This is a genomic window from Streptomyces sp. NPDC102270, from assembly GCF_044766405.1.
Classification (GTDB): Bacteria; Actinomycetota; Actinomycetes; order Streptomycetales; family Streptomycetaceae; genus Streptomyces.
The window spans coordinates 135,506-157,376 of record NZ_JBIWLX010000010.1 but is presented as its reverse complement, the minus strand read 5'-3'; the positions used below and the strand labels follow the sequence as shown (position 1 = coordinate 157,376).

19 protein-coding genes and 1 pseudogene are annotated in these 21,871 nt (G+C 70.2%); 7 read left to right on the top strand and 13 right to left on the bottom strand.

All coding sequences use genetic code 11. From position 1 onward, the window contains the following. Positions 1-7 precede the first annotated feature (7 nt). Genes ACIRP7_RS22420 through fabG form a run of 4 tightly spaced genes read right to left on the bottom strand, consistent with a single transcriptional unit; the run spans position 8 to position 4,674 of the window. Positions 8-1,216: an acetyl-CoA acetyltransferase gene (locus ACIRP7_RS22420; protein WP_403662208.1), complete on the bottom strand. Its 1,209-nt coding sequence runs from the start codon at positions 1,214-1,216 to the stop codon at positions 8-10. Continuing rightward, positions 1,216-2,652 (bottom strand): OB-fold domain-containing protein, encoded by a 1,437-nt coding sequence (locus ACIRP7_RS22415; RefSeq protein WP_403662205.1) that lies wholly within the window; start codon positions 2,650-2,652, stop codon positions 1,216-1,218. The genes ACIRP7_RS22420 and ACIRP7_RS22415 overlap by 1 nt, the downstream gene beginning before the upstream one ends. Position 2,653: 1 nt before the next feature. After that, positions 2,654-3,904 (bottom strand): acetyl-CoA C-acetyltransferase, encoded by a 1,251-nt coding sequence (locus ACIRP7_RS22410; protein WP_403662202.1) that lies wholly within the window; start codon positions 3,902-3,904, stop codon positions 2,654-2,656. Between the two features lie 23 nt (positions 3,905-3,927). Further along, positions 3,928-4,674, bottom strand: coding sequence for a 3-oxoacyl-ACP reductase FabG (gene fabG, locus ACIRP7_RS22405; RefSeq protein ID WP_403662199.1), 747 nt, complete (start codon positions 4,672-4,674; stop codon positions 3,928-3,930). Positions 4,675-4,754: 80 nt separating this feature from the next. On the opposite strand from fabG, the gene ACIRP7_RS22400 reads away from it, so the two are divergent. The 3 genes from ACIRP7_RS22400 (at position 4,755) to ACIRP7_RS22390 (ending at position 7,951) form a co-directional block, all read left to right on the top strand. Continuing rightward, the gene (locus tag ACIRP7_RS22400; RefSeq protein ID WP_403662196.1) at positions 4,755-6,014 is read left to right on the top strand and encodes an acyl-CoA dehydrogenase family protein; all 1,260 of its coding nucleotides are present in this window, start codon (positions 4,755-4,757) and stop codon (positions 6,012-6,014) included. A 472-nt stretch (positions 6,015-6,486) separates the two neighbouring features. After that, positions 6,487-6,738, top strand: coding sequence for a hypothetical protein (locus ACIRP7_RS22395; protein WP_069760059.1), 252 nt, complete (start codon positions 6,487-6,489; stop codon positions 6,736-6,738). Positions 6,739-6,751: 13 nt separating this feature from the next. Then, positions 6,752-7,951, top strand: a complete 1,200-nt coding sequence (locus ACIRP7_RS22390; protein WP_403662193.1) for a flotillin family protein — start codon at positions 6,752-6,754, stop codon at positions 7,949-7,951. A gap of 26 nt (positions 7,952-7,977) precedes the next feature. On the opposite strand, the pseudogene ACIRP7_RS22385 reads toward ACIRP7_RS22390, so the two are convergent. Next, a pseudogene (locus ACIRP7_RS22385) lies at positions 7,978-8,154 on the bottom strand (IS5/IS1182 family transposase); the annotation flags it as partial. Between the two features lie 128 nt (positions 8,155-8,282). Here ACIRP7_RS22385 and ACIRP7_RS22380 point away from each other — a divergent pair. Beyond that, positions 8,283-9,236 (top strand): tetratricopeptide repeat protein, encoded by a 954-nt coding sequence (locus tag ACIRP7_RS22380; protein ID WP_403662703.1) that lies wholly within the window; start codon positions 8,283-8,285, stop codon positions 9,234-9,236. 333 nt (positions 9,237-9,569) lie between these two features. On the opposite strand, the gene ACIRP7_RS22375 is transcribed toward ACIRP7_RS22380, so the two are convergent. From ACIRP7_RS22375 to ACIRP7_RS22360, 4 genes are all read right to left on the bottom strand, one after another. Then, a complete protein-coding gene (locus tag ACIRP7_RS22375) occupies positions 9,570-10,538 on the bottom strand; it encodes an alkaline phosphatase family protein (RefSeq protein ID WP_403662191.1) in 969 nt (322 codons plus the stop codon). A 30-nt stretch (positions 10,539-10,568) separates the two neighbouring features. After that, positions 10,569-11,438, bottom strand: a complete 870-nt coding sequence (locus ACIRP7_RS22370; protein WP_403662188.1) for a carbohydrate ABC transporter permease — start codon at positions 11,436-11,438, stop codon at positions 10,569-10,571. Beyond that, the gene (locus tag ACIRP7_RS22365) at positions 11,435-12,319 is read right to left on the bottom strand and encodes a carbohydrate ABC transporter permease (protein WP_403662701.1); all 885 of its coding nucleotides are present in this window, start codon (positions 12,317-12,319) and stop codon (positions 11,435-11,437) included. The genes ACIRP7_RS22370 and ACIRP7_RS22365 overlap by 4 nt, the downstream gene beginning before the upstream one ends. Positions 12,320-12,443: 124 nt before the next feature. Beyond that, positions 12,444-13,721, bottom strand: a complete 1,278-nt coding sequence (locus ACIRP7_RS22360; protein ID WP_403662185.1) for an ABC transporter substrate-binding protein — start codon at positions 13,719-13,721, stop codon at positions 12,444-12,446. A 366-nt stretch (positions 13,722-14,087) separates the two neighbouring features. On the opposite strand from ACIRP7_RS22360, the gene ACIRP7_RS22355 reads away from it, so the two are divergent. Then, complete coding sequence (locus tag ACIRP7_RS22355) at positions 14,088-14,840, top strand: DeoR/GlpR family DNA-binding transcription regulator (RefSeq protein ID WP_352385551.1); 753 nt, start codon at positions 14,088-14,090, stop codon at positions 14,838-14,840. A 316-nt stretch (positions 14,841-15,156) separates the two neighbouring features. Here the strand turns inward: ACIRP7_RS22355 and ACIRP7_RS22350 are convergent, their stop codons facing one another. Beyond that, positions 15,157-15,747, bottom strand: coding sequence for a DUF2889 domain-containing protein (locus ACIRP7_RS22350; RefSeq protein ID WP_403662182.1), 591 nt, complete (start codon positions 15,745-15,747; stop codon positions 15,157-15,159). Beyond that, positions 15,744-16,583, bottom strand: a complete 840-nt coding sequence (locus ACIRP7_RS22345; RefSeq protein ID WP_403662179.1) for an enoyl-CoA hydratase-related protein — start codon at positions 16,581-16,583, stop codon at positions 15,744-15,746. The genes ACIRP7_RS22350 and ACIRP7_RS22345 overlap by 4 nt, the downstream gene beginning before the upstream one ends. Positions 16,584-16,761: 178 nt before the next feature. Here ACIRP7_RS22345 and ACIRP7_RS22340 point away from each other — a divergent pair, with 178 nt between their 5' ends. Both ACIRP7_RS22340 and ACIRP7_RS22335 read left to right on the top strand, forming a co-directional pair. Next, on the top strand, positions 16,762-17,565 hold the full coding sequence (locus ACIRP7_RS22340) for a FadR/GntR family transcriptional regulator (protein ID WP_403662176.1): 804 nt from the start codon (positions 16,762-16,764) through the stop codon (positions 17,563-17,565). 134 nt (positions 17,566-17,699) lie between these two features. After that, positions 17,700-18,881, top strand: a complete 1,182-nt coding sequence (locus ACIRP7_RS22335) for an amidohydrolase family protein (protein ID WP_403662174.1) — start codon at positions 17,700-17,702, stop codon at positions 18,879-18,881. A gap of 351 nt (positions 18,882-19,232) precedes the next feature. Here the strand turns inward: ACIRP7_RS22335 and ACIRP7_RS22330 are convergent, their stop codons facing one another. Both ACIRP7_RS22330 and ACIRP7_RS22325 read right to left on the bottom strand, forming a co-directional pair. Next, positions 19,233-20,363 (bottom strand): serine hydrolase domain-containing protein, encoded by a 1,131-nt coding sequence (locus ACIRP7_RS22330; RefSeq protein WP_403662171.1) that lies wholly within the window; start codon positions 20,361-20,363, stop codon positions 19,233-19,235. Beyond that, positions 20,353-21,870: a class I adenylate-forming enzyme family protein gene (locus ACIRP7_RS22325; protein WP_403662169.1), complete on the bottom strand. Its 1,518-nt coding sequence runs from the start codon at positions 21,868-21,870 to the stop codon at positions 20,353-20,355. The genes ACIRP7_RS22330 and ACIRP7_RS22325 overlap by 11 nt, the downstream gene beginning before the upstream one ends. Position 21,871: the final 1 nt, after the last annotated feature.

The window sequence follows — 21,871 nt, the reverse complement described above, 5'->3', positions numbered from 1 at the left end:
GCCTTCTCTATTCGGTGAGTTGACTGCCGACGACCGATACGAACGAGACACACTCGCCGGGTCCGCCGCCGAGGTTGTGGGTCAGGGCGAGCGAGCGTCCTTCGGCCACGGACTTCACCGTCCGCTCGGCCGGTGCCTCGCCCCGTAGTTGCAACCACGCCTCGAACATCATGCGCAGGCCGGAGGCGCCGATGGGGTGGCCGAAGGCCTTCAGGCCGCCGTCGGGGTTGACCGGCAGCGAGCCGTCCAGATCGAACGCCCCGCTGGTGACGTCCTTCCAGCCCTGACCGCGCTCGGAGAATCCGAGATCCTCCATCAGCACCAACTCCGTGGGCGTGAAGCAGTCGTGGACCTCGGCGAGGGCGAGCTCGGCGCGCGGGTCGGTGATGCCCGCCTGCCGGTAGGCCTCTCGTGCGGAGGCGACGACCTCGGGGAAGGTGGTGAAGTCGTACTCCGGGTCGAGGAGCCCGTCCGCCGGACCGGCGACGAAGGACAGCGCCTTCACGAAGATCGGCTTGTCGGTGTATTTGTAGGCGTCCTCGGCGCGTACGACGATCGCCGCCGCCGAGCCGTCCGAGACGCCCGAGCAGTCGAACACGCCGAGCATGCCCGCGACGATCGGGGCCGACCGGATGCGCTCCAGCGGCACCTCCTTGCGGAACTGTGCGCGCGGGTTGCGGGCCCCGTTGACGTGGTTCTTCCAGGCGATGCGGGTGATGACGTCCTTCATGTCCTCCTCCGCCAGGCCGTACTTGGCGGCGTAGGCGGGGGCCAGGAGGGAGAAGTTCGCCGGGGCGGTGATCTCCCCGCGGCTGTCGTCTCCCGCGCCCGGGATGGCCGTACCGGAAAGCCCGGACATGCCGGAGTCCTTGAGCTTCTCCACACCGACGGCCATCGCCACGTCGTACGCCCCGGAGGCGACGGCGTAGCAGGCGTTGCGCAGGGCCTCGGAGCCGGTCGCGCACATGTTCTCGACGCGGGTGACCGGCTTGTTGGGCAGGTGGAGCGCCCGGCTCAGGGTCAGCCCGGACACGCCGGACGCCTGGGTGCCGAACCAGTACGCGTCGATGTCGTCGAGGGTGATGCCGGCCGAGGTGACCGCCTCGCCGACGGCGTCGATCAGCAGGTCGTCCGCCGAGCGGGTCCAGTGCTCGCCGAAGGGCGTGCAGCCCATGCCGACGATCGCGACCCGGTCCCTGATTCCGTGCGAGCCCATCAGTGTGTCCCCTCGGTCTCGCCCGTGCGCACCGGCCGGGCCTTCCAGAAGTAGTTGTGGACGCCGGACGCGGTGACCGTGCGCCGGAACGTCATCTCGACCCGGGCCCCGATGACGGCGTCCGCCTCGGTGGCGTCGGTCAGCTGGCAACGGAACCGGCCGCCGCCGTCGTAGTCGACGACCACAACAAGCATCGGCGGACTCGGCGTGGCCGCCAGGCGGTCGACGGTGAACGTGGCCACCGTGCCGCGCACGTGTGCCATCGGCTCGTCGGTCATGGCGTCGACGCTCCGACACGAGGTGCACACCCGGTCCGGCGGCAGATGCCGGGTGGCGCACTTCTCGCAACGGGAGGCGACGAAGCCGTACTTCCACGCGGTGCGGCGGTGTGCGGGCGGGGCGTAGGGCGGCTCGGGGTCCGGTCGGCGGGGCGGTTCGCGGTCGAGGAGACCGCGCCAGGAGAGGTAGGTGGCGTACGGCATGGGGGCGCTGCCCTGCGCGATCTGCGCGGCGACCGGGCGGGCCGCGCGGTGCGCGGGGAGCGCGTCGGTGGTGCGCAGCAGGAGGACTCCGGCGCCGTCGCCGAGCACGACGAGGGCGATGAGCTCGCCGGGCCGGGCCCGGTCGAGGACGTCGGCCAGGAGCAGTCCGGGCTGGGCGGTACCGGCGTTGCCGATCACTCCGGCCAGGTCCGCGGTCACCGCCTCGGGACGGACCCCGGCGGTGCGCCGGACCGCCGCGCACGCGCGCGCGTGCAGCCCGGCGACCACGAAGTGGTCGATCGAGCCGATGTCGACCGCCGCGTGGTCGAGGGCCGCGGTGAGCGCCTTGTCCGCGAGGGACACGTAGATCTCCTCGGCGAAGCGCTCCTCCCAGACCCGGGAGACGGGCGCGCCCGGCAGCCGCCAGCGGTCGAGGATCTCGTCGCTGACCGTGTCGTGGGCGAGCAGTTCCGCGATGACGGGGGCCCCGTTGCGGTGTCCGCCGAAGACGAACGCCGCGGCGCCGTCGCCGCCCGCGACCTCGTCGCTGCCGCCGGGCAGGCCGGTGCGCAGGTCGGACAGGACCGTCAAGGTCGGGACCGGCGAGCGGGCGGCCGTGACCAGGGCGCCGAGGCCCGAACGCACCGAGCCTGCCATGTCGGCGGCGAGCACGTGCTGGTCGAGGCCGAGGGCTGCGTGGACGGCGGTGGCGTTGGTCTTGTCGAGGTAGGCGGGTGCGGCGGTGGCGAGGAAGAGCTGGCTGACACGGGCACGCAGGCCGTCACGGTCCAGGGCGCCGCGGGCCGCCTCGACGGCCATGGACGTGGTGTCCTCGTCGTAGCCCGCGACCGCGCGGGTTCCCTTGCCCCCCTTGCCGCCCAGGGCGGCTGCGACATCCGTCCTCGCGAGGCGGTGGTACGGCACGTAGGCGCCGTATGCGATCAGTCCGGGCATGTCAGCGTCCTCCGTGAGCGTGGGTTTCGTCGGTCGGCCGTTCGAAGACCGCGGCCAGGCCCTGGCCCCCGCCGAGGCACATGGTCTCCAGGCCGTAGCGGGCCTGACGGCGGTCCAGTTCGCGCAGCAGGGTGGCGAGGATGCGGCCGCCGGTGGCGCCGACGGGGTGGCCCAGCGAGATGCCGGAGCCGTTGACGTTGAACCGCTCGAAGTCGGTCTCGGTCAGGTCCCATTCGCGGGTGCAGGCCAGTACCTGGGCGGCGAAGGCCTCGTTGAGTTCGATGAGATCGATGTCGGCGAGCTTCAGTCCGGCTCGCTCCAGCGCCCGGGCGGTGGCTGGCACCGGGCCGATGCCCATCGTCTCGGGCGGTACGCCGACGACGGCCCAGGAGACCAGGCGGCCCAGCGGTCGCAGACCGAGTTCGGCGGCGCGCTCGGGGTGGGTCACGACGCAGAGCGCGGCGCCGTCGTTCTGACCGCTGGCGTTGCCCGCCGTGACGGTGGCCTCCGGGTCCTGGCGGCCGAGCACGGGACGCAGCGACGCGAGCTTCTCCAACGAGGAGCCGGGGCGAGGGTGTTCGTCGGTGTCGACGACCGTCTCGCCCTTGCGGTTGCGTACGGTGACGGGCACGATCTCGTCGGTGAACCGGCCCTCCCGCTGGGCCGCGACGGCCTTCTCGTGGGAGCGCAGGGCGAGTTGGTCCTGTTCCTCGCGGGGGATGGCGTACTCGCGCCGGAGGTTCTCGGCGGTCTCCAACATGCCCCCGGGGACGGGGTGGTTGACCCCTCCGGACGTGACGCGCCCGCGCGCCAGCCGGTCGTGCAGGGTGGTGCCCGCGCCGCGTACGCCCCACCGCACACCGGTCGTGTAGAACTCGGCCTGGCTCATGGACTCGACGCCCCCGGCCAGCACGAGATCGCTCGCACCGGTCTGGACCTGCATCGCCGCGGTGATGATCGCCTGCAGACCCGAGCCGCAGCGGCGGTCGATCTGCAGTCCCGGCACCTCAACGGGAAGACCGGCGTCCAGGGCGGCCACGCGGCCGATGGCCGGGGCCTCGCCGTTGGGGTAACACTGGCCCAGCAGGACGTCGTCCACGGCTGCGGGCGGTATGCCGGTACGTTCCAGCACGGCGCGGACGACCGTGGCGGCGAGCTCGGCCGCCGTCACGTCGCGGAAGACGCCGCCGTAGCCGCCGACGGGGGTACGCAGGGGCTCGCAGATCACCGCGTCACGCAGGAGGGCGGGCATCAGCACTTGCCTTTCATCAGGGGTCACATGTACCGGCCGCCGGTCACTTCGACCACGGCTCCGGTGACGTAGCTCGCCAGGTCGGAGGCGAGGAAGAGGACGACCTGGGCGACCTCGGCGGGCTCTCCGGCACGTCCCATGGGGATCTCCGCGAGCTTCGCGTCCCAGGCGGCCGGAGGCATCGCCTCGGTCATGGCGGTACGGATAAGGCCCGGCTGGACGGCGTTGACACGGATGCCCGCCTTCGCCAGTTCCTTGGCGGAGGCCTTGGTGAGGCCGACGAGTCCTGCCTTGGCCGCGCTGTAGTTGGTCTGGCCGAAGTTGCCGACCTTGCCGGCGATGGAGGAGATGTTGACGATGCTGCCGCCCCGACCGTGCGCGCGCATCGCCTCGGCGGCGTACCGGGTGCCGTTCCACGCGCCGGTCAGGTGCACGTCGACGACGGCGCGGAAGTCGGCGAGAGCCATCTTGCGCAGGGTCGCGTCCCGGGTGATCCCGGCGTTGTTGACCATGACGCCGACCGGTCCGAAGCTGTCGGTGCAGTGGGCGACGAGGGCGGCGACCTCGTCCTCGTCGGTGACGTCGCAGCGCAGGGAGGTGGCTGCCACGCCGTTCTTGGCGAGGCGTTCGGCGGCTTCCGCCGCCGCGTCCTCGTTGATGTCGCCGAGGACGACGGACGCCCCCTCGGCGCCGAGGACTCCGGCGATCTCGAAGCCGATGCCCTGTGCGCCGCCGGTGATCACCGCGTTGCGGCCGTCCAGCAGTCCCATGTCAGCCCGCCCTGGCTCGACGCTATTCCTCTTAAATAGATAACCTATTATGCTGAAACAATCAATACAGCGAAGGTGCTGTGCGCACGGGACCGGACGAGGAGAGTACGCAGGTGGACATCAGCTATCCCCCGGAGACCGAGGCGTTCCGCACCGAGGTCAGGGCGTTCCTCGCCGAGACACTGCCGCCGGACTGGAAGGGCATCGGCGCCCTCGACGAGGAGCCGGCCTGGGCCTTCGCCCGCGCCTGGCGCCGGCTGCTCGCCGAGCGGCGCTACCTCTCGCTCACCTGGCCCGAGGAGTACGGCGGCCGCGGCCTCACCAAGCTCCACCAGGTGGTGCTGATGGAGGAACTGGCGCTGGCCGGCGTGCCGTTCGGACTGCCGCAGGACACCTTCGGCGTGAAGATGCTGGCGAACACGCTGCTGCGCTGGGGCACGGACGAGCAGAAGGCCCACTTCCTGCCCCGCATCCTCAGCGGCGAGGACACCTGGTGCCAGGGGTACTCGGAGCCGGACGCGGGCTCGGATCTCGCCTCCCTGAGGACGCGTGCGGTGCGTGACGGCGAGGAGTGGGTGATCGACGGCCAGAAGGTGTGGACCTCGGGTGCCCATCACTGTGACTGGATCTTCGTCCTGGCCCGCACGAACCCCGACGCCTCCCGCCATCGGGGCATCTCCTTCCTGCTCGTCCCGCTCGACCAGCCCGGCGTCGAGGTGCGGCCCTTCCGCATGATGAGCGGACAGCTGCACTTCAACGAGGTCTTCTTCAACGGCGCCCGCACCCGCGCCGACCTCGTCGTCGGCGGCGTCGACAACGGCTGGACGGTCGCCCAGAGCCTGCTGGGCGTGGAACGCGGGGAGGAGGCGGCGACCAACCCGATCCTCTTCAAGGCGGAGGTGGAACGCCTCGTCGAGCTGGCACGGCTGTACGGCAAGGACCAGGACCCGGTGATCCGGCAGCGGATCGCCTGGTGCTGGTCCAAGGTCGAGATCATGCGCTATCTCGGCTACCGCATCCTCACCGGCTGGCTCAAGGGCGCCGAGCCCGGCCCCGAGTCGTCGATCGCCAAGCTGTACTGGAGCGAGTACCACACCAAGATCACCGATCTGGCGATGGACATCATGGGCCTGCACGGCCAGGTGCCGGTCGGCCGCCCGCCCCTGCGCACCTACCGCACCGACGACCCCGGCGCGGCGAACTCGTCGGCGTCCTGGTCGGCGACGTACCTGATCGCCCGCTCGGGCACGATCTACGCGGGCACGTCCCAGGTGCAGCGGAACATCCTCGCGGAGAAGGTCCTGGGGCTGCCGCGCGAGCCGCGAGGAGCGGCGGGTTAGAAGCCGGGCGGGGGCTGTGCCGGCTGTCGGCGGTGGACCACGTGGGGGACTGCCCCCGCTGCTGGCGGTAGACCGCGTCGGGGGCTCTGGCGGTTGCCGGCGGTGGGCCGCGTCGGGGGTTGTCCCCGCTGCCGGCGGTAGACCGCGTGTGGGGGACTGTCCCCGCTGCTGGCGGTGGACCGCCTCAGGGGCTGTGGCGGCTGCCGGCGGTGGACCGCGTCGGGGACTGTGGCGGCTGCCGACCGTGGACCGCGGCGGGGGTGTCCCCCGCTGCTGGCGGTGGACCGCGTCGGGGACCGTGGCGGCTGCCGACCGTGGACCGCGGCGGGGGTGTCCCCCGCTGCTGGCGGTGGACCGCGTCCGAGGCCGGGCAAGCGGAGCGTGGTGGCCCGGTTCGTCATGCCCGTTGGGCCTCTGGCCCCAGGGGGTCTATCGTCTGAATCCTGGGGCCAGACGATGGAGGACGGCCGCGATGCCGCAGGACGAGGCCGTGATCGGCTGCACGGGGACAGTACTCATCGGAACGCGCGGATCCGCGGGTCCCGGCGAGATCCTCGTGCGCGTCAGAGGCGGATCCGAGACCTTCCTCGCCTGGTCCGAGGATCCCCTGCCCACCGGAGCGACCGTGCTCGTGATCGAGTCGCGTGGCTGTCGCGAGGTCGGTGTCATCGAGTGGGCGGATCCATTGGACGCGCTCGGCGGCGACCCTGCCGGCGCCGATTGAGGAGTAGTAGACAATGTTCGGTTACCGCGTTCCCGCTCCCGACGAGGCAATGCTGATCTCGGGGGGCCGGCGGGGACTGGGGGGCGCGCCGTTCCGAGTGGTGACGGGGCACGGCAAGTTCGTGCTCCCGATCTTCCGAAAGACCCGTTTCCTGACCCTGTCGATGTGCGAGTCCGAGGTCACCGAGACCTGTGTGACCCGGCAGGGCATCTCGCTGCACGTCCGCGCCGTCATCGCCTTCAAGGTCGGCAACGACCACGAGAGCATCATCAACGCCGGCCAGCGGTTCCTCTCCGACCAGGACCAGATGTCCGTGCTGACCGGCCGGATCTTCGCCGGTCACCTGCGGGCCATCATCGGCTCGATGACCGTCGAGGAGATCGTCACCGAGCGGCAGAAGCTCGCCGCGGAGGTCCTGGACACCTCGAAGACCGAGATGGCGAAGATCGGCCTGATCGTGGACTCGCTGCAGATCCAGTCGATCGACGACGGCGACGTCGGCTACATCGAGGCCATGTCCGCGCCGCACAAGGCGGCCATCCAGCGGCAGGCCCAGATCGCCCAGGCCCAGGCCACGCAGGCCTCGGTCGAGGCGGAGCAGGTGGCGGCCCGCAACCAGGCCGAGTACGCCCGGCAGACCGCCGTCGTCAAGGCGGAGTACTCGGCCGAGGTGGAACGGGCGCAGGCCAAGGCCGCGCAGGCCGGACCGCTGGCACAGGCCCACGCCCAGCAGGAGGTCCTCGACGCGCAGACGGACCTGGCCCTGCGCCAGGCGAAACTGCGCCAGCAGCAGCTGGTGGCCGAGATCGTGAAGCCCGCCGAGGCCGAGGCCGAACGGATCAGGGTGCTCGCCGCCGCCGACGCCCAGCGGATGAAGATCCAGGCGGAGGCCGCGGCCTCCTACGACCGGGTCGCGCTCGACCGGATGCTGATCGACCAGCTCCCGCAGATCGTGAAGGAGGCCGCCGGCGGTCTCGCGGGCGCCAACGTCAACGTCCTCAACGGCGCGGACGGGCTCGGCGAGATCGCCGCCGGCCTGGTGTCCCAGGGCCTGACGATCCTGGACTCGGTCCGGCAGAACCTGAACGGCCAGGACTCCCCCGACGGCCGCCGCCCCACGGACAGCAGCGCCAACGGCAGCGGCAACGGCCTGCTCCAGTTGCACGCCCGGAAGGACGACAAGGGCGACGACGGCCGGGTCGACGTCGACTGACGGTTGCGCCGTAACTGATCTTGCGATCAGGCGTGAGGCACTCCGTCGCCCTTGAGGCGGCAGTCGCAGAGGTGCTCGACGCAGGCCCGGAGTTGTTTGTGTCGGTGGTGCGGCATCACCAATCCGGTACCCGGAAAGCCGCCGTCGTCGATCATGCTCGTCTGCCCGACGGCGGCCTTCGTACCGGATTCCGCCCATGCCCGGTGCGAAGGCCGTCGTTATCGCTCGTCAGCCTCTCGAGCATCCTGTGCGCTTGCGCCGACTCGGCCACGAGTATTCTCTGGCGATGTCGAATCGGTCAGTGGCGGCGGGACTCGGTCTCGCTGGTGTGATGGCGCACTGTGGCGGAAGCCCGGCGAGCGCAGTGGAGCTTCTGGTGGGGGCGATAGCCTCGGCCCCCGCGGCTCCGGAGCCCTATGCGGCCCTCGCGGAGTTGTGGCAGGACCGACGCTCGGAACTGAAAGAGAGCCTCGAAGAGGACAGTTCCTTGAGCGCTGTGCTGGCGCAGGCGTACTTCTTCTTCCTCGAAGGGAACATGGACGACGCGGTGATGGCCCTTGGTTCGGTCACCGGTGCGCGGCCCGATGTGGCATGGGGCGCCGCACCCTGGTTCGGCGACGCGCGCTTTCTCGACGCTGTGAATGCCGAGGCGCTGGCCGAGGCGTGTCTGCGGACGTTGGACTACGGCCACGACCTGAACACCGACGAGATGCGGAAGCGGTTCGCGCCCTGGTTCCATGCCCTCGACGTCGTGTCCGAACGGCATCCCGTACCGGAGTCGCTGGCAGCCATGGCCAGGCTGCCACGGGCCTGCGGCCGTTACGAACTGTCCTTCGCTTTGTGCGACCGCGCCGATGCCGTCAGTCGAGTCATGTGGACGGCGGTCGCTCGAGCGGCCACCTGGCGCGTGACGGGCGACCTGGACCAGGCTGCTGGGGCCTTCGAATGCGCCTTGCTCCTGGACCCCACCAACTGGTCCCTCTACCTGGACCTGGCGGACGTGCGTGCCGAGCAGGGCGACTTCGCCGCAGCCGCGAGTCTCGTCGAACAGGGCCTGGAATACGAGCCCCACGAAGTCTCCCTGCGCGCGGCGGGCGCCGCCTACCGCACACGGGTTTCCGGCTCGCCGGACGACCTGAGATCCCTGATCGCCCTGGCACCCGAGCTTGCGAGCGCCACCTACCGGAACCTGCTGATCGACTACGCGTGTGCAGGGCCGAAGCTGCCTCGGAGCCTCGTTGCCGAGGCCCACCGCATCCGTAAGGAAATTCCGACCCAGGCGTAGCGGCGTGCAGTCCGTCGAGGATCGCCGACTTGCCGTGGTGGTGGAGGCGGGTGCGGCGGAGCGGGCCGTGAACCGATGGCGCCGACGAACTGCAGCATCCGTGTGAGCGGGAAGGTGACGACGAGCAGGACGCGGCCGAAGCCAGTCTCGCCCGCGGCGATCACCAGCGATGGGGCACTGCCCCCACGGCCGGTTCTTCCTGCTGTCCACGGACCGTGAGTCGTCGCCAGAGGACAACCAAACGACGCGTTCTGCCGGAGCCGGGGCTTTCTGTCCTACGAGGACAAGCAGAAGGCGCCCTTGGGAGGTCCCTCGTACTGGACGCACGACGGATCAGGCGCCCTCGCTGGGCCCGGGCAGGACGCGGCCCTGCAGTCGCCATGCGGGGTCGATCGGGACGCCGAGGCGGTCCAGGACGGTGGGGGCCAGGTCGATGAGGCGCGGGGCGTCCAGCAGGGTGCCGCCCGGTACGCCCGGCTCGGTGAGGATGACGAAGACCTCTCGTTCGGCACGGGTGTCGCCGCCGTGGCCGCCGGTGTCGAGGTGGCCGTGGTCCGTGGTGACGAGCACCGTCCAGTGCTCGTCACCACGGCCGGGGTGGGAGTGTCGGGAGTCGATCGCGTCCAGCAGCCGCCCGAGGTGGGCGTCCACGGCAAGGACGGCGTGGTCGTAGGCCGGGCTGAGGGGGCCCGTCGCATGGCCGGCTTCGTCGGCGGCGCCGAAGTACACGAACACGACGTCCGGGTCGCCGTCCGTGAGCCAGCGCACGGCGGTGTCGGCGGCGAGGCGGTCCGCGGCTTCGTAGCCCTGCGCCTCGCCGTCGTGCAGTACCCGCCGGGCGATGGCCGGGCCGAGCGTGCCGCGGTCGAGCAGGTCGGGCCACGACACCACCGCCGCCGTACGCAGACCGGGCCGGGCGGCGACGGCACGGCTGAGGAAGTCGGGGTAGCGGGAGTAGTCGGCGCCGGTGAAGTCGTTGCCGGTCACTCCGTGACGGTCGGGCCACACCCCGGTCAGCACGCTCGACCAGCCGGGCCCGGAGTCGGTGTAGGCCATGCTGGTCGACGGTCCGTCCTCCGCCTGCCCGTCCACTTCGCCGTAGGGGAGCAGACTGGTGCCGTGGGCGCCCGCCGCCATGAGTCGGTGCAGCACGGGGGCCGTGGATGGCGAGCGAGTCAGCCGGTCGAAGCGCACTCCGTCCAGGCCCACCACGAGCACCTTGCCGCGCTTCAGGCCGTCCGCCCTTCCCTCGTCAGCGCTGTGACCGGGCACCAGCCGCTGCGGAGGATGTCCATCCGTCATTCCTCACCTCTCTCGATACCTGCAACGGCTTCAACTGCCCTGCACGGCACCTTCGGTCGCGCCCGCGATGAAGCCTCGGGCGAAGATCGAGAAGACGACGAGCATCGGGACGGAGGCCATGAGCACACCGGCCATGACCATGCTGTAGTCGGTGTTGTGGGCGACATTGAGCTGGGCGAGCGCCACCTGAAGGGTGACGTGGCCGGGCTTGGTGAGCACGACGAGCGGCCAGATGTAGTCGTTCCAGGCGTTGACGAAGGCGTAGATGGCGAGGAACGACAGCCCCGGCTTGATCATGGGCAGCGTGATGTTCCAGTACTGGCGGAGGAACCCGGCGCCGTCGATGCGTGCGGCGTCGAGGAGTTCGTCGGGTACGCCGCTCTGGATGTACTGGCGCAGCCAGAAGATGCCGAAGGCGTTGGCGAGGGCGGGCGGGGCGAGTGCCCTGAGCGTGCCGACCCAGCCGATCTTGGAGACGAGGATGAACTGCGGGAGGATACCCAGCTGCAACGGCAGCATCATGAACCCCAGCAGCGCGGCGAAGAGCACCCTGCGTCCGGGGAAGTCGAACTTGGCGAAGGCGAAAGCCGCCAGGGAGTCGATGAGCAGCACCAGGACGGTGGTGACGGACGCGACGACGACGGTGTTGAGCATCGACCCGAAGAAGTCGATGGTCTTGAGCATGTGCCGGATGTTCTCCAGCAGATGGGAGCCGAAGGACAGCTTCGGCGGACTCTTGTAGATGTCCTGGGTGGTGTTGGTCGCCATGATGATCGTCCACACGAACGGGAAGACCGAGATCAGGACCGCCAGGATCAGGATGATGTGCGCGCTCAGGCCCCTGGGGCGCCGGGACCGTCGCGTGTCCGTCGCCCTCGGCGTCGTACCCGCTGCCGTCATGGCTTCCTCCCTCGTTGCACGATGCGCCAGTTGATGAGGACCAGCACGATGATCAGCACGAAGAAGGCCCACACGATGGCCGCGCCGTAGCCGTAGTCGTTGTTGACGAAGGCCGACTGGTAGAAGTACAGCAGCGTGGTCAGGCCCGCCTGGCCGGGGCCGCCGAGGCTGGGGTTGGCGGCCTCGCTGGCGAAGAGGATCTGGGGTTCGCTGAAGCTCTGCAGGCCGTTGATGGTCGAGATGATGACGGTGAACAGAATGATGGGCCGCATGATCGGCATGGTGATCTGGAAGAAGGTGCGGACTGCGCCGGCGCCGTCCAGCTTGGCCGCCTCGTAGATCTCCTTCGGGATGGTCTGGAGCCCGGCCAGGTATATGATCATGTTGTAGCCGGTCCACATCCAGGTCATCAGCAGCGCGATGACGAGTTTGATCAGCCACGGGTCGCTCAGCCACGGGACGGGTGAGATGCCGACCGTGTCCAGGATCGCGTTGACCAGGCCGAAGTTGTTGCTGAAGACCGCGCCGAAGAAGATCGCCACGGCGACGATCGAGGTGACGTTCGGCACGTAGAGGGCGATGCGGTAGAAGCCCTTGAACCGGCGCACCGAGTGCAGCAGCGTCGCCAGCACCAGGGCGCCGACGAGCGTGGGCACGGTGGACAGGACCCAGATCACCAGGGTGTTGCGGATCGACAGCCAGAAGACGGGGTCCTCCCACAGGAAGCGGAACTCCTGCAGGCCCACGAAGTGCATCGTGCCGATGCCGTCCCAGCGCTGGAAGGCCAGATACAGCGAGTAGAGGACCGGGAAGAACGAGAAGGCGAGGAAGACCAGGTAGAACGGTGAGATCGCCAGGTACTGCCGCCAGTGGGACAGCACCCCGCGGCGCCTGACCCGTACGGCACCCGGGGGCGGGGTGCGCCGCGGGCGGAACCGGCTCGGGCCCGGCCCGCCGCGGTGTGCGGGCACCGCGGCGGGGCCGGTGACCGGAGGTGACGACATGTCAGCTCACTCCCTGCCGCCGGCCGATCTGCTTGGCCTGGCTGACCGCGTCCTTCCAGGCGTCGTCGGGCTTCTTGCCCTTGGCCTCGATGTTGGTCAGCTCGGTCAGGTAGGGGGCCATGACGGCGGCGTCGGCGGGCGCCTCGTAGCTGTTCGGGATGGCCTTGGCGGCCGGGCCGAAGACCTCGATGATCTTCTGTCCGCCGAAGAAGGCGTCCGGACCTGTCATGGCCGGCATCGCGTAAGCGGCAGGGCAGGCCGGGAAGATGGCGGCGTCGGTGAAGCCGCGGGCGTCGTTGGCCGGGCTCAGGATCCAGCTGATGATCTTGAATGCCTCTTCGGGATTGCGGCACTGCTTGGGCAGGGCCAGGTAGGAGCCGCCCTGGTTGGCCGGCCCGCCCGGGTTCGGGCTGACATGCCACTTGCCCTTGGTGTTGGGGGCCGCCTGCTCGATGTCCAACGCGTGCCAGGCAGCGCCGAGTTCGGTGGTGAGCGTGCCCTTACTGAGGGCGGCGTTGTGGGTGTTGTCGTTGATCTTGCCGTCGAGACCGAGCTGGTAGGGGCGGACGGCGAGATCCCAGGCGGCACGTATGTGGTCCTGGTCGCCGATGAAGTGGTTGTTCTTGTCGATGAACCGCTTCGTCCCCTGCCCCACCGCGATGTTGAACACCGTGCCGAGGTTGTTGATCAGGTAGGTGCCCGGCAGCGCCTTCTTCAGCTCGGCGCCGAGCGCGAAGTAGTCGTCCCACGTCTTGGTCGCGGCGGCGACCTTGGCCGGGTCGGAGGGCAGCCCTGCCTTGTCGAACAGGTCCGCGCGGTAGTAGAGCGCGGTGGGGCCGATGTCGATGGGGAAACCGATCTGCTTGCCGTCGGTGGTCTTGGCGAGCTCGGTCTTCCACCCCAGGTACTGGGGAGCGAGGCTCTTGAAGCCCAGGTCGTTCAGGTCCAGGAAACGGTTGCCGTTGGGCAGGAAGGAGGCGATGTCCTCCCCCTTGATGCCGGTGATGTCCGGGACGGCGGCACCCGCCGCGAGGGTGGTGGTGAGCTTCTGCTTGAAGTCGCCGCCGATGGAGTCGGTGGTCAGCTTGATCTGGCTGCTGAAGTGCGTCTTGGCTTCGGCGACCACCTTGTCGCTGAGCGCGCCTCCCCAGTACCAGAGGGTCAGGTCCTTGCCGTCCTTGGTGCCGCTCGATCCTGAGCCGCCGCATGCCGCGGTGGCGCCGGCCGCGGCGGCCGTCAGGGCGGCGGCCTGCAGGAATCGTCTGCGGGAAAGATCCACGATCTTCTCCTAGTTCTGGGCGGGTTCTGCGCGTCGGCCATGTCGGGCATGCCCGGCAGGACCTGTGAGTCATGGGCCGTGGAGGGAGTGCGACGGGAGGGCCGGGTGGCTGAAGAGCATCGGCGTGGTGGGAACCCTTCAGCCACCCGGGGCGTGTGAGCTGGTCCTCTCAGACGGTGCCGACGCGTCCGTGACGGCGGAGTACGCCTTCATCCGCTTCGGCCGACCGGAGTGGGGTCCGGACCTCGCTTGAATTGAGCAAGAGAGTGCACCCGGTGCGCGACTTTGACAAGGGTCAAGCGAGTATCGAGACATTCATGCGTGACTTTGCTTGAGTTTGAAGAGTTCGCGAGTATGGTCAGCGGCATGCTCGCTGACCGGAGACATCAGCTGATCCTTCGCGCCCTACGCGCGGACGGGCCCCTCTCAGTGGTCGCCCTGGCCGAGAAGGTCGGGGCGAGTCAGGCCACGATCCGACGGGACCTCGTACAACTGGAGGACGAGGGACTGCTCAAACGGGTGTACGGCGGTGCCGCGCCCGTGATGGGCGAGGACGACCCGTTCGCCGACGTGGCCGGCGTCCGGGTCGAGGCGAAGGACGCGCTGGCCGCCTGGTGCGCCGACCTCGTCAGGGACGGCGAGACCGTGTTGCTCGACATCGGCACCACGGCCCACCGGGTGGCCCGCCATCTGCACGGCCGCTCGCTGACCGTGATCACCAGCAACCTCGCCGTCTACGAGGAACTCCAGGACGACAAGGACGTCCAGCTGATCCTGCTGGGCGGCGTGGTCCGGCGCGACTACCGCTCGCTGGTCGGCTTCCTCACCGAGGACAATCTGCGGCAGGTCCACGCCGACCGGTTGTTCCTCGGCACCAGCGGGGTCCGCCCGGACGGACAGGTGCTGGACACCACCGCCGTCGAGGTGCCCGTCAAGCGGGCGATGATCGCCGCCAGCGCCCAGGTGGTCCTGGTGGCGGACGCGGGCAAGTTCCCAGGCACCGGAATGGCCCGGGTGTGCGGTCCCGAGGAACTCGACGTCGTGGTGACCAACGCCCCGGTGGACGAGAAGACCGGTAGTCGTCTGCGGGAGGCGGGAGTCGAGGTGGTCGAGGTATGAGACTGCCGCGCCCCGCGGGCGGGTACCGAGCAGCAGTGTGCCCGCCAGGCCCGGCCGGAGTGGAGAGCCGTGCACCCCGATCCCTGGCTTCCCCGGCACCCGAGTCGTCAGCGCGCCTCGGTGGGCGAGACGACCGCGGGCCTTCCCGGGCATTCAGGCGCCGGACGCCCCCGGTCCACGGTGCTCGAAGGTCCTGAGCAGCGGCACCGGACGCGGCCCGGTGCGGAAAGCCGCCCATCCCGATCCCTGGCTTCCCCGGCACCCGAGTCGTCAGCGCGCCTCGGTGGGCGAGACGTCCGCGGGCCTTCCCGGGCATTCAGGCGCCGGACGTCCCCGGTCCACGGTGCTCGAAGGTCCTGAGCAGCGGCACCGGACGCGGCCCGGTGCCTGGGACCCAGCCCGCGTCCAGCTTGCGCAGGCCCACTCCGTTCGGTGCCCAGACGTGGCAGCTGTTCAGCACGCCTGACGTGGAGCGCGGGTCCTGGGACTGCTCACCGGCGTACCGCAGGCCCGCGTTCGCCGAGATGGCCGCCTGCACGACCGCGGGGCCCAGGACGCGGGCCAGTTCGTGCAGGTGCGAGCAGCCGGACACCCCACGGAACCGCTCCTGGATCGCCCGGTTGTACCCGGCGGCGACACTGAGCCCGGTCAGGCTGTCGAACACCGGGGTGATCAACGGGCACTCGGCGTGCGGGAAGGTCCCCATCTGTGCGTCGGCGTGCACGATGACCATGTCGGCCAGACGTACGCCCACGGCCAGCGTCATCCGGTGGACGACGCCGGCCGACGGCTCCGCCCAGGGGCGCACATCACTCAGTTCCGCCTCGACCGAGATCTCGTCGCCGCCCTCCGCGTAGGCGGTGACGGTGATGGTGCGGCGGTGCAGCGGGAGTTCGGAACGTGTCATGACGACGCCTCCTGCGACAGGGCCGGGGCCACGGCCGGAGTCTCCCCCAGCCCCGCGAACTCCGGCTGCCTGCGTTCGATGAAGCTGCGCACGCCCTCGCGGTAGTCCGGGGCGCCTTTCGCCGTGGCCAGCAGGGCGGCCGCGTGGTCGCGGCTCTCGGTGAAGGTCCTCGCCTGGTCGTCGGCGAGCTGCCGTTTGATGAGGGACATCGCGTACGGGCTGGCCGAGCGGGCCAGTTCGGTCGCGTACGCGAGTGCCGCCGGGAGCAGTTCCGCCGGTTCGACCAGGCGGTTGACCAGCCCCATCGCCAGGGCCTCCGTGCCGGTGATCCGGCGCGAGGACAGCAGCAGGTCGGCGGCGTTGCCGTAGCCGATGAGTCGGGGCAGGATCCAGGACACGCCGTCCTCGGCCACCAGTCCGCGCGCGCTGAAGGCGGCGGCGAACTTGGCGTGCGGTACGGCGAACCGGACGTCGCACATCAGCGCCTGGTTGAACCCGATGCCGGCGCAGGCGCCGTTCACGGCCGCCACCACGGGCTTCGGGAAGGACATGGGCCGGGTGCGCGGGGGCAGCCGGCCGGTCGGCCAGGGGCGGGCGCCCGACGAGGCGGCGTCCAGGACGCTCATGTCCATTCCCGGGCAGAAGCTGCGCCCGGCGCCGGTGAGCACGACGGCCCGCACCCGTGGATCGTGCTCCGCCCGGTCGAACAGTTCGTTGTAGAGCAGTTCCATCTCGAGCGTCCAGGCGTTGTGCCGCTCGGGCCGGTTCAGGGTCAGCAGCATGACCCCGTCGTCGGTGAGATCGGTGAGGATCTCCGGGGCCGGGTTCTCGGTCATCGAGGTCACTCCCGCGGTATCCGTCGGCTGGACCGGCTTTATAGATAGATGAATCATCTATATACCAACAGACCACGAGTGCACCAGATCAGATGGCGCACAAAGAAGATCACCGACGGCTTGACCTGGTACCCTCGATGCACTAAGACGATTCATTTAGCTATACGAGGAGCCCACCGTGGCCGAGGCAGCCCGCACCGCAGAAACGGCGACCGTGCCCGTCCCCGCCCGCAGCCGTGTCGGACGTCAGGTGCGGGTGCCGAAGACCGCCGAGCTGGTCGCCGCACACCTGCGTCGCCAGATCGTACGCGGCGAGCTGAAGCCCGGCGACGCGCTGCCCCCGGAGTCGGGCCTGATGGAGCAGTTCGGCATCTCGCGGCCCACGCTGCGCGAGGCGTTCCGGGTGCTGGAGTCGGAGTCCCTGATCACGGTGCGCCGCGGCGCCCACGGCGGGGCCCGGGTGAGCGCTCCGGACTCGGACGTCGCCGCCCGCTTCGCCGGCCTGATCCTTGAGTACCGCGGCGCCACGCTGGGCGACATCTACCGTGCCGCGGCCCTCATCGAGCCGCCCTGCGCCCGCCAGCTCGCCACCAAGCACACGCCGGACGACATCAAGCAGCTGCGCGACGCGGTGGCGGCCGAGAAGGCCGTCCTCGACGACCCGCTCGCACTCGTCGACGCGCAGGACGCCTTCCACGCCCTGCTGATCGAACTCACCGGCAACCAGACTCTGATCCTGCTGTGCGGCATGCTGCGCAACATCATCGACCGGGCCAACGCCTCGTACACGGCGGGCGCGGCCGATGCCGAGGCACAGAAGACGCAGGCCATCAAGGGGCACCGGGCGCATGTGCGGATGGTCGGCCTGATCGAGTCCGGCAAGGCGGACGAGGCCGAGAAGCTGTGGCAGCGGCACATCGCCGGCGCGGACGACGTCGTGAACGCCGCCGGCCCCAAGACGGTGCTCGAACTCCTCGACTGACCGGCCCCACCTCGCGACAGGCCCGCCTCCGCTCCCCGCCACAGGTCGGCCCTCGCTCCCCTCTTGCGCTCTCTAATCAGTTAGATAATTATAGAAGGCGTACTGAATAGTTCCCGGGGCCCGGAGGCGACGCCATGGCCGAACAGCGCAAGCCCATCTTCGACTGCGACCAGCACATGTACGAGGAGCGGGACTCCTTCACGCGCTACCTTCCGAAGGAGTTCCTCGGTTCGGCGGTCGCCCCGGTGACCCTGCCGGACGGGCGGGAGGTGATCCTCGCCGGGGACCGCATCGTCGTATGCCTGGAACCGGAGTTCGGGCAGGTCTACCGTCCCGGTTCGCTCAAGGAGATGCTCAAGGCGATGGCCTCGGGCAATCCCGAGGAGACGTACCAGTTCGAGCCGATGCACGAGTCGTACCAGAACCGCGAGTCCCGGCTGCGCGTCATGGACGAGCAGGGGCTGGACCAGACGATCATCTACCCGGGCGGCTGGGCGCTGGTCGCCGAGGAGTACGTGAAGGGCGTGGAGCCGCTCTACGCCAACTACCACTCCTTCAACCGGTACATGAACGAGGTCTGGGGCTTCAACCACCAGAACCGCATCTACGCCCCCGCGCTGCTGTCACTGCGCGATCTGCCCAGCGCGGTCAAGGAGTTGGAGTTCGTCCTGAACCAGGGCGCGCGCTTCATCCTGCTGCCCACCGGCCCGGTGTACGGCCGCTCGCCCGGTGACCCGTACTTCGACCCGTTCTGGAAGCTGGTCAACGACGCCAAGGCCAGCGTCTGCTACCACATCAGCGAGTTCTACTACAACTCGCAGGTGGCGCCCTCCTGGGGCTACGACCCCAACCCCATCCACTTCCGGATGTCGGCCTGGCAGTGGCAGAACACCTACGGCCAGCGTCCCGTCGAGGAGACGCTGTCGGCGCTGATCTTCGACAACCTCTTCGGCCGCTTCCCCGACATCAACGTCCTGGTGTCCGAGTTCGGCTCCGAGTGGGTGCCGCACTTCGTGCGCCACATGGACAAGAGCCGCGGCATGGGCCGCAACGGCCCCTGGATCGGCGGGCAGTTGGACGAGCGCCCCAGCCAGGTCTTCCGCAAGCACGTCCGTGTGGTGCCCTATCCGGAGGACGACATCGTGAACGTCGTCAAGCGCCTCGGCTACCACGAGTCCATCGTCATGGGCTCCGACTTCCCGCACGCGGAGGGCCTGGCCAACCCGGCCGACTTCCGCAAGCTCATCGCCGAGCTCGACGAGTCCGCCCAGGACGACATCATGTACAACAACGCCCAGCAGCTGATCAGCCGCTGAGCGTCGCGGGAGAGAAGCGAGGAGCCCGGTACCGGCATTCGGTACCGGGCTCAAGACTGTCCGGGGGGCAGCGGCTGTGGAGCGGTCGATGGTCACCCCGCTGAACCCGGGGGTCCGGTACTGCCGCCAGGCCGCCCCGAAACAGGACAGCGGCACGGTACCGGCGAAGGCGCGGTGATGCACCTCGCAGAGCGCCGCGAACTCGCCGAGGGCTCCCACGCGAGTCCGAGCCGCATCGCACCCGCCGCTCCACGGACCGGCACGGTCGGGCGACCCGTTACGCGCTCGGCCTTCTCGTCGGCATCGCCTTTGTCCGGTGGTGGGGCCGGGACCACGGCACGCACCCTCGCACTACTGGTCCGTGAGGTCCGCCGCGAGGTTCGCGATGTTGGTGAGCAGTGCCGTGCCGCGCCGTGAGTGGTCGTAGCCTGCGAGGGGGTAGCCGTTGCTCAGGCAGGCGAAGGACAGCCCGGTCTCCGGGTCCAGGAAGCCGAGTTGGTAGGCGGCTCCGGCGCTGCCGAAGAGGGCGGGCGAACCGGTGGAGGGCAGGTTGCTGCCCGCGTCCGGGCCGGCCACGGTGACGAACAGGCCCATGCTGGTACGGCGGTTGGAGCCGCCCCCGTAGATCTGCTCCCCGTGCGGGTGGTCCGTCAGCCGGATCCGGGTGCCCTCCGCCACCGCCTCCGGCTTCCACAGCCCCGAGTGTTCCAGCGCCTGGAAGTACAGGGCCACGTCGGCGGCCGTGGCGACCAGGGCGTGACTGGGCTCGCCCGCCGCCAGCACCCGCGGGTCGGACAGGTACCAGGGGCCCCAGGGGTCGGGCTCCTGCTCGTCGCTCGTGCGGTCGGTGGCGGTCATCGGGGCGACGGTGCCGGGCTGCCGGTCCACCGGGACGCCGAGTTCGAGCGAGGACAGGCCGAGCGGTTCGGCGATCCGCTCGCGCAGGTAGTCGGCGAAGGCCAGGCCCGTGCGCCGCTCCACGATCTCGGCGATCAGCCAGGCCGCCGAGGTGAGGTGGAACTGGAAGCGGCTGCCCGGCGGGTAGTCGAGCCGCCAGCGGCCGAAGGCGGCCAGGCGCTGCTCGCGGTCGAGCATCTTCGGGTACCCGAGCGGTGCGAAGGGGAAGCCCGCGGTGTGGGTGAGCACCTGCTCGACCGTCACCTCCTCCTTCCCGTTGGGCGCGAACTCCGGGATGATCGCGGCGACTTGCTCGGTCACGTCCAGCAGGCCCTCGCCGATCAGCTTCCACACCGCGCCCGCGACGATCGACCGCCCGACGGACTGCAGGACGTATCGCGTGGCCGGTTCGGCGTCCCCCCAGGCCTCGAAGGCGACCAGTCTTCCGTCCCTGGCCACGGCGACCTGCGCGGACGGCAGCGGCCCGTGCTCGACCTCCAGACGGATCCGGCGCAGCAGAACGTCCAGCCGGTGCGGGTCGACGCCGACGGTCTGCGGGGCGACGACCGAGTGGTCAAGCGTCACGTGTCTCTCCTTCGAGCGCGGCGGGCGCGGCGGGCGCGGCGGGCGCGGTGGGCGCGGCGGGCGCGGTGGGTTCCCGAAGGCTTCGCCGTACGACCTTGCCGTTCGCGTTGCGGGGCAGGTCGTCCACGAACCACCAGCGGACGGGGACCTTGAACCCGGACAGCCGGGCGCGAGTGTGGCTTCTCAGGGCCGCGGGCTGCGGTGGGGCGTCGGGATCTGCGGGGACGACGAAGGCGACGACGGTCTGGCCGAGCCGCTCGTCGGGGACGCCGGTGACCGCGACGTCCGCCACGCCGGGGTGCGCGGACAGGACGGTCTCCACCTCCAGCGGGTGGACGTTCTCGCCACCACGGATGATCATGTCGGTGCGTCGGCCGAGCAGGTAGAGATACCCGTCCTCCGCCACGCGGCCCAGGTCGCCGCTGTGCAGCCAGCCCTCGGCGTCGATCCGGAAGAGGTGCTCGGCGCGGGCGTGGATCTCGCCGACGCCGTCCGGGCCGGGGTCGTGGACCCTGATCTCCACTCCGGGTGCGGGCCGCCCCACCGACCGCAGCAGCTCGGTGCGTCCGGCCACCGCCTCCCGGTGGTCCTCCGGGGTGAGCACGCTGATCGGTGATCCCTCGGTCTGTCCGAACATGTTGAGCATGCGGACGCCGGGCATCGCCTCGTACGTGCGGCGCAGGGTGCCGGGGCGGACGGGCGCGCCGCCGTACTGGAGGGTCCGCAGCGTCTCGTGGCGGGCCTGTCCGGCCGCCAGCAGGGTCTCCAGCATCGCGGGGACCATGCTGGTGTGCGTGGTGCCGAGGTCCCGCAGCAGGGTCCAGCCCTCGACGGTGAAGCGGGGCAGGCCGGTGATCAGCGCGCCGGCGGCGAGGGCGACGGCGATGTTGCCCAGGCCCGCGATGTGGTGGAAGGGCGCGCTGCCGCCGTAGAAGCTGTCGGGGGCGAGGGCGCACAGCCGGCCGTTCACGCGGGCTCGGGCGGCCAGGCGCCGTTGGCTCATGGGGACGGGCTTGGGCAGGCCCGTCGTTCCGGAGGTGTGCAGGACGGTGGCGAGGTCGTCGGGGTCTGCCACCAAATCCCTTGAGCCCACGCGAAGTTCGGGCACGACGGCGATCCGGCGACCGGCGAGTTCGGCGACCCGCCTGCCGAGGTCGGCGAACTCGGGCTGGGCCAGCAGCACATGACCCCGCGTCTCCTTGACCACGGCGGCGATCTCGTACGCCGTCATGCGAACGCCGAGCGGTGCGAGCGGGTGGCCGGATCCGGCGCCGCCGATCACCAGCGCGAGGGCGTCGGCGGAGGTGGCGACCAGGGCGGGCACCGGTTCGCCGGGCTCCAGGCCGAGGGTGTCCAGCCAGTCGGCCGCACCGGCCGCACGGTCGAGGAGTTCGCGTCCGGTCCAGGTCAGGTCACCGAACCGAACGGCGGGGCGGGCATGGTCGTAGGCGCGGCTCACCATGGCGGTCCAGGTGGCCGCCTGCATCCCTTCCTGCGCGGCGGCCATC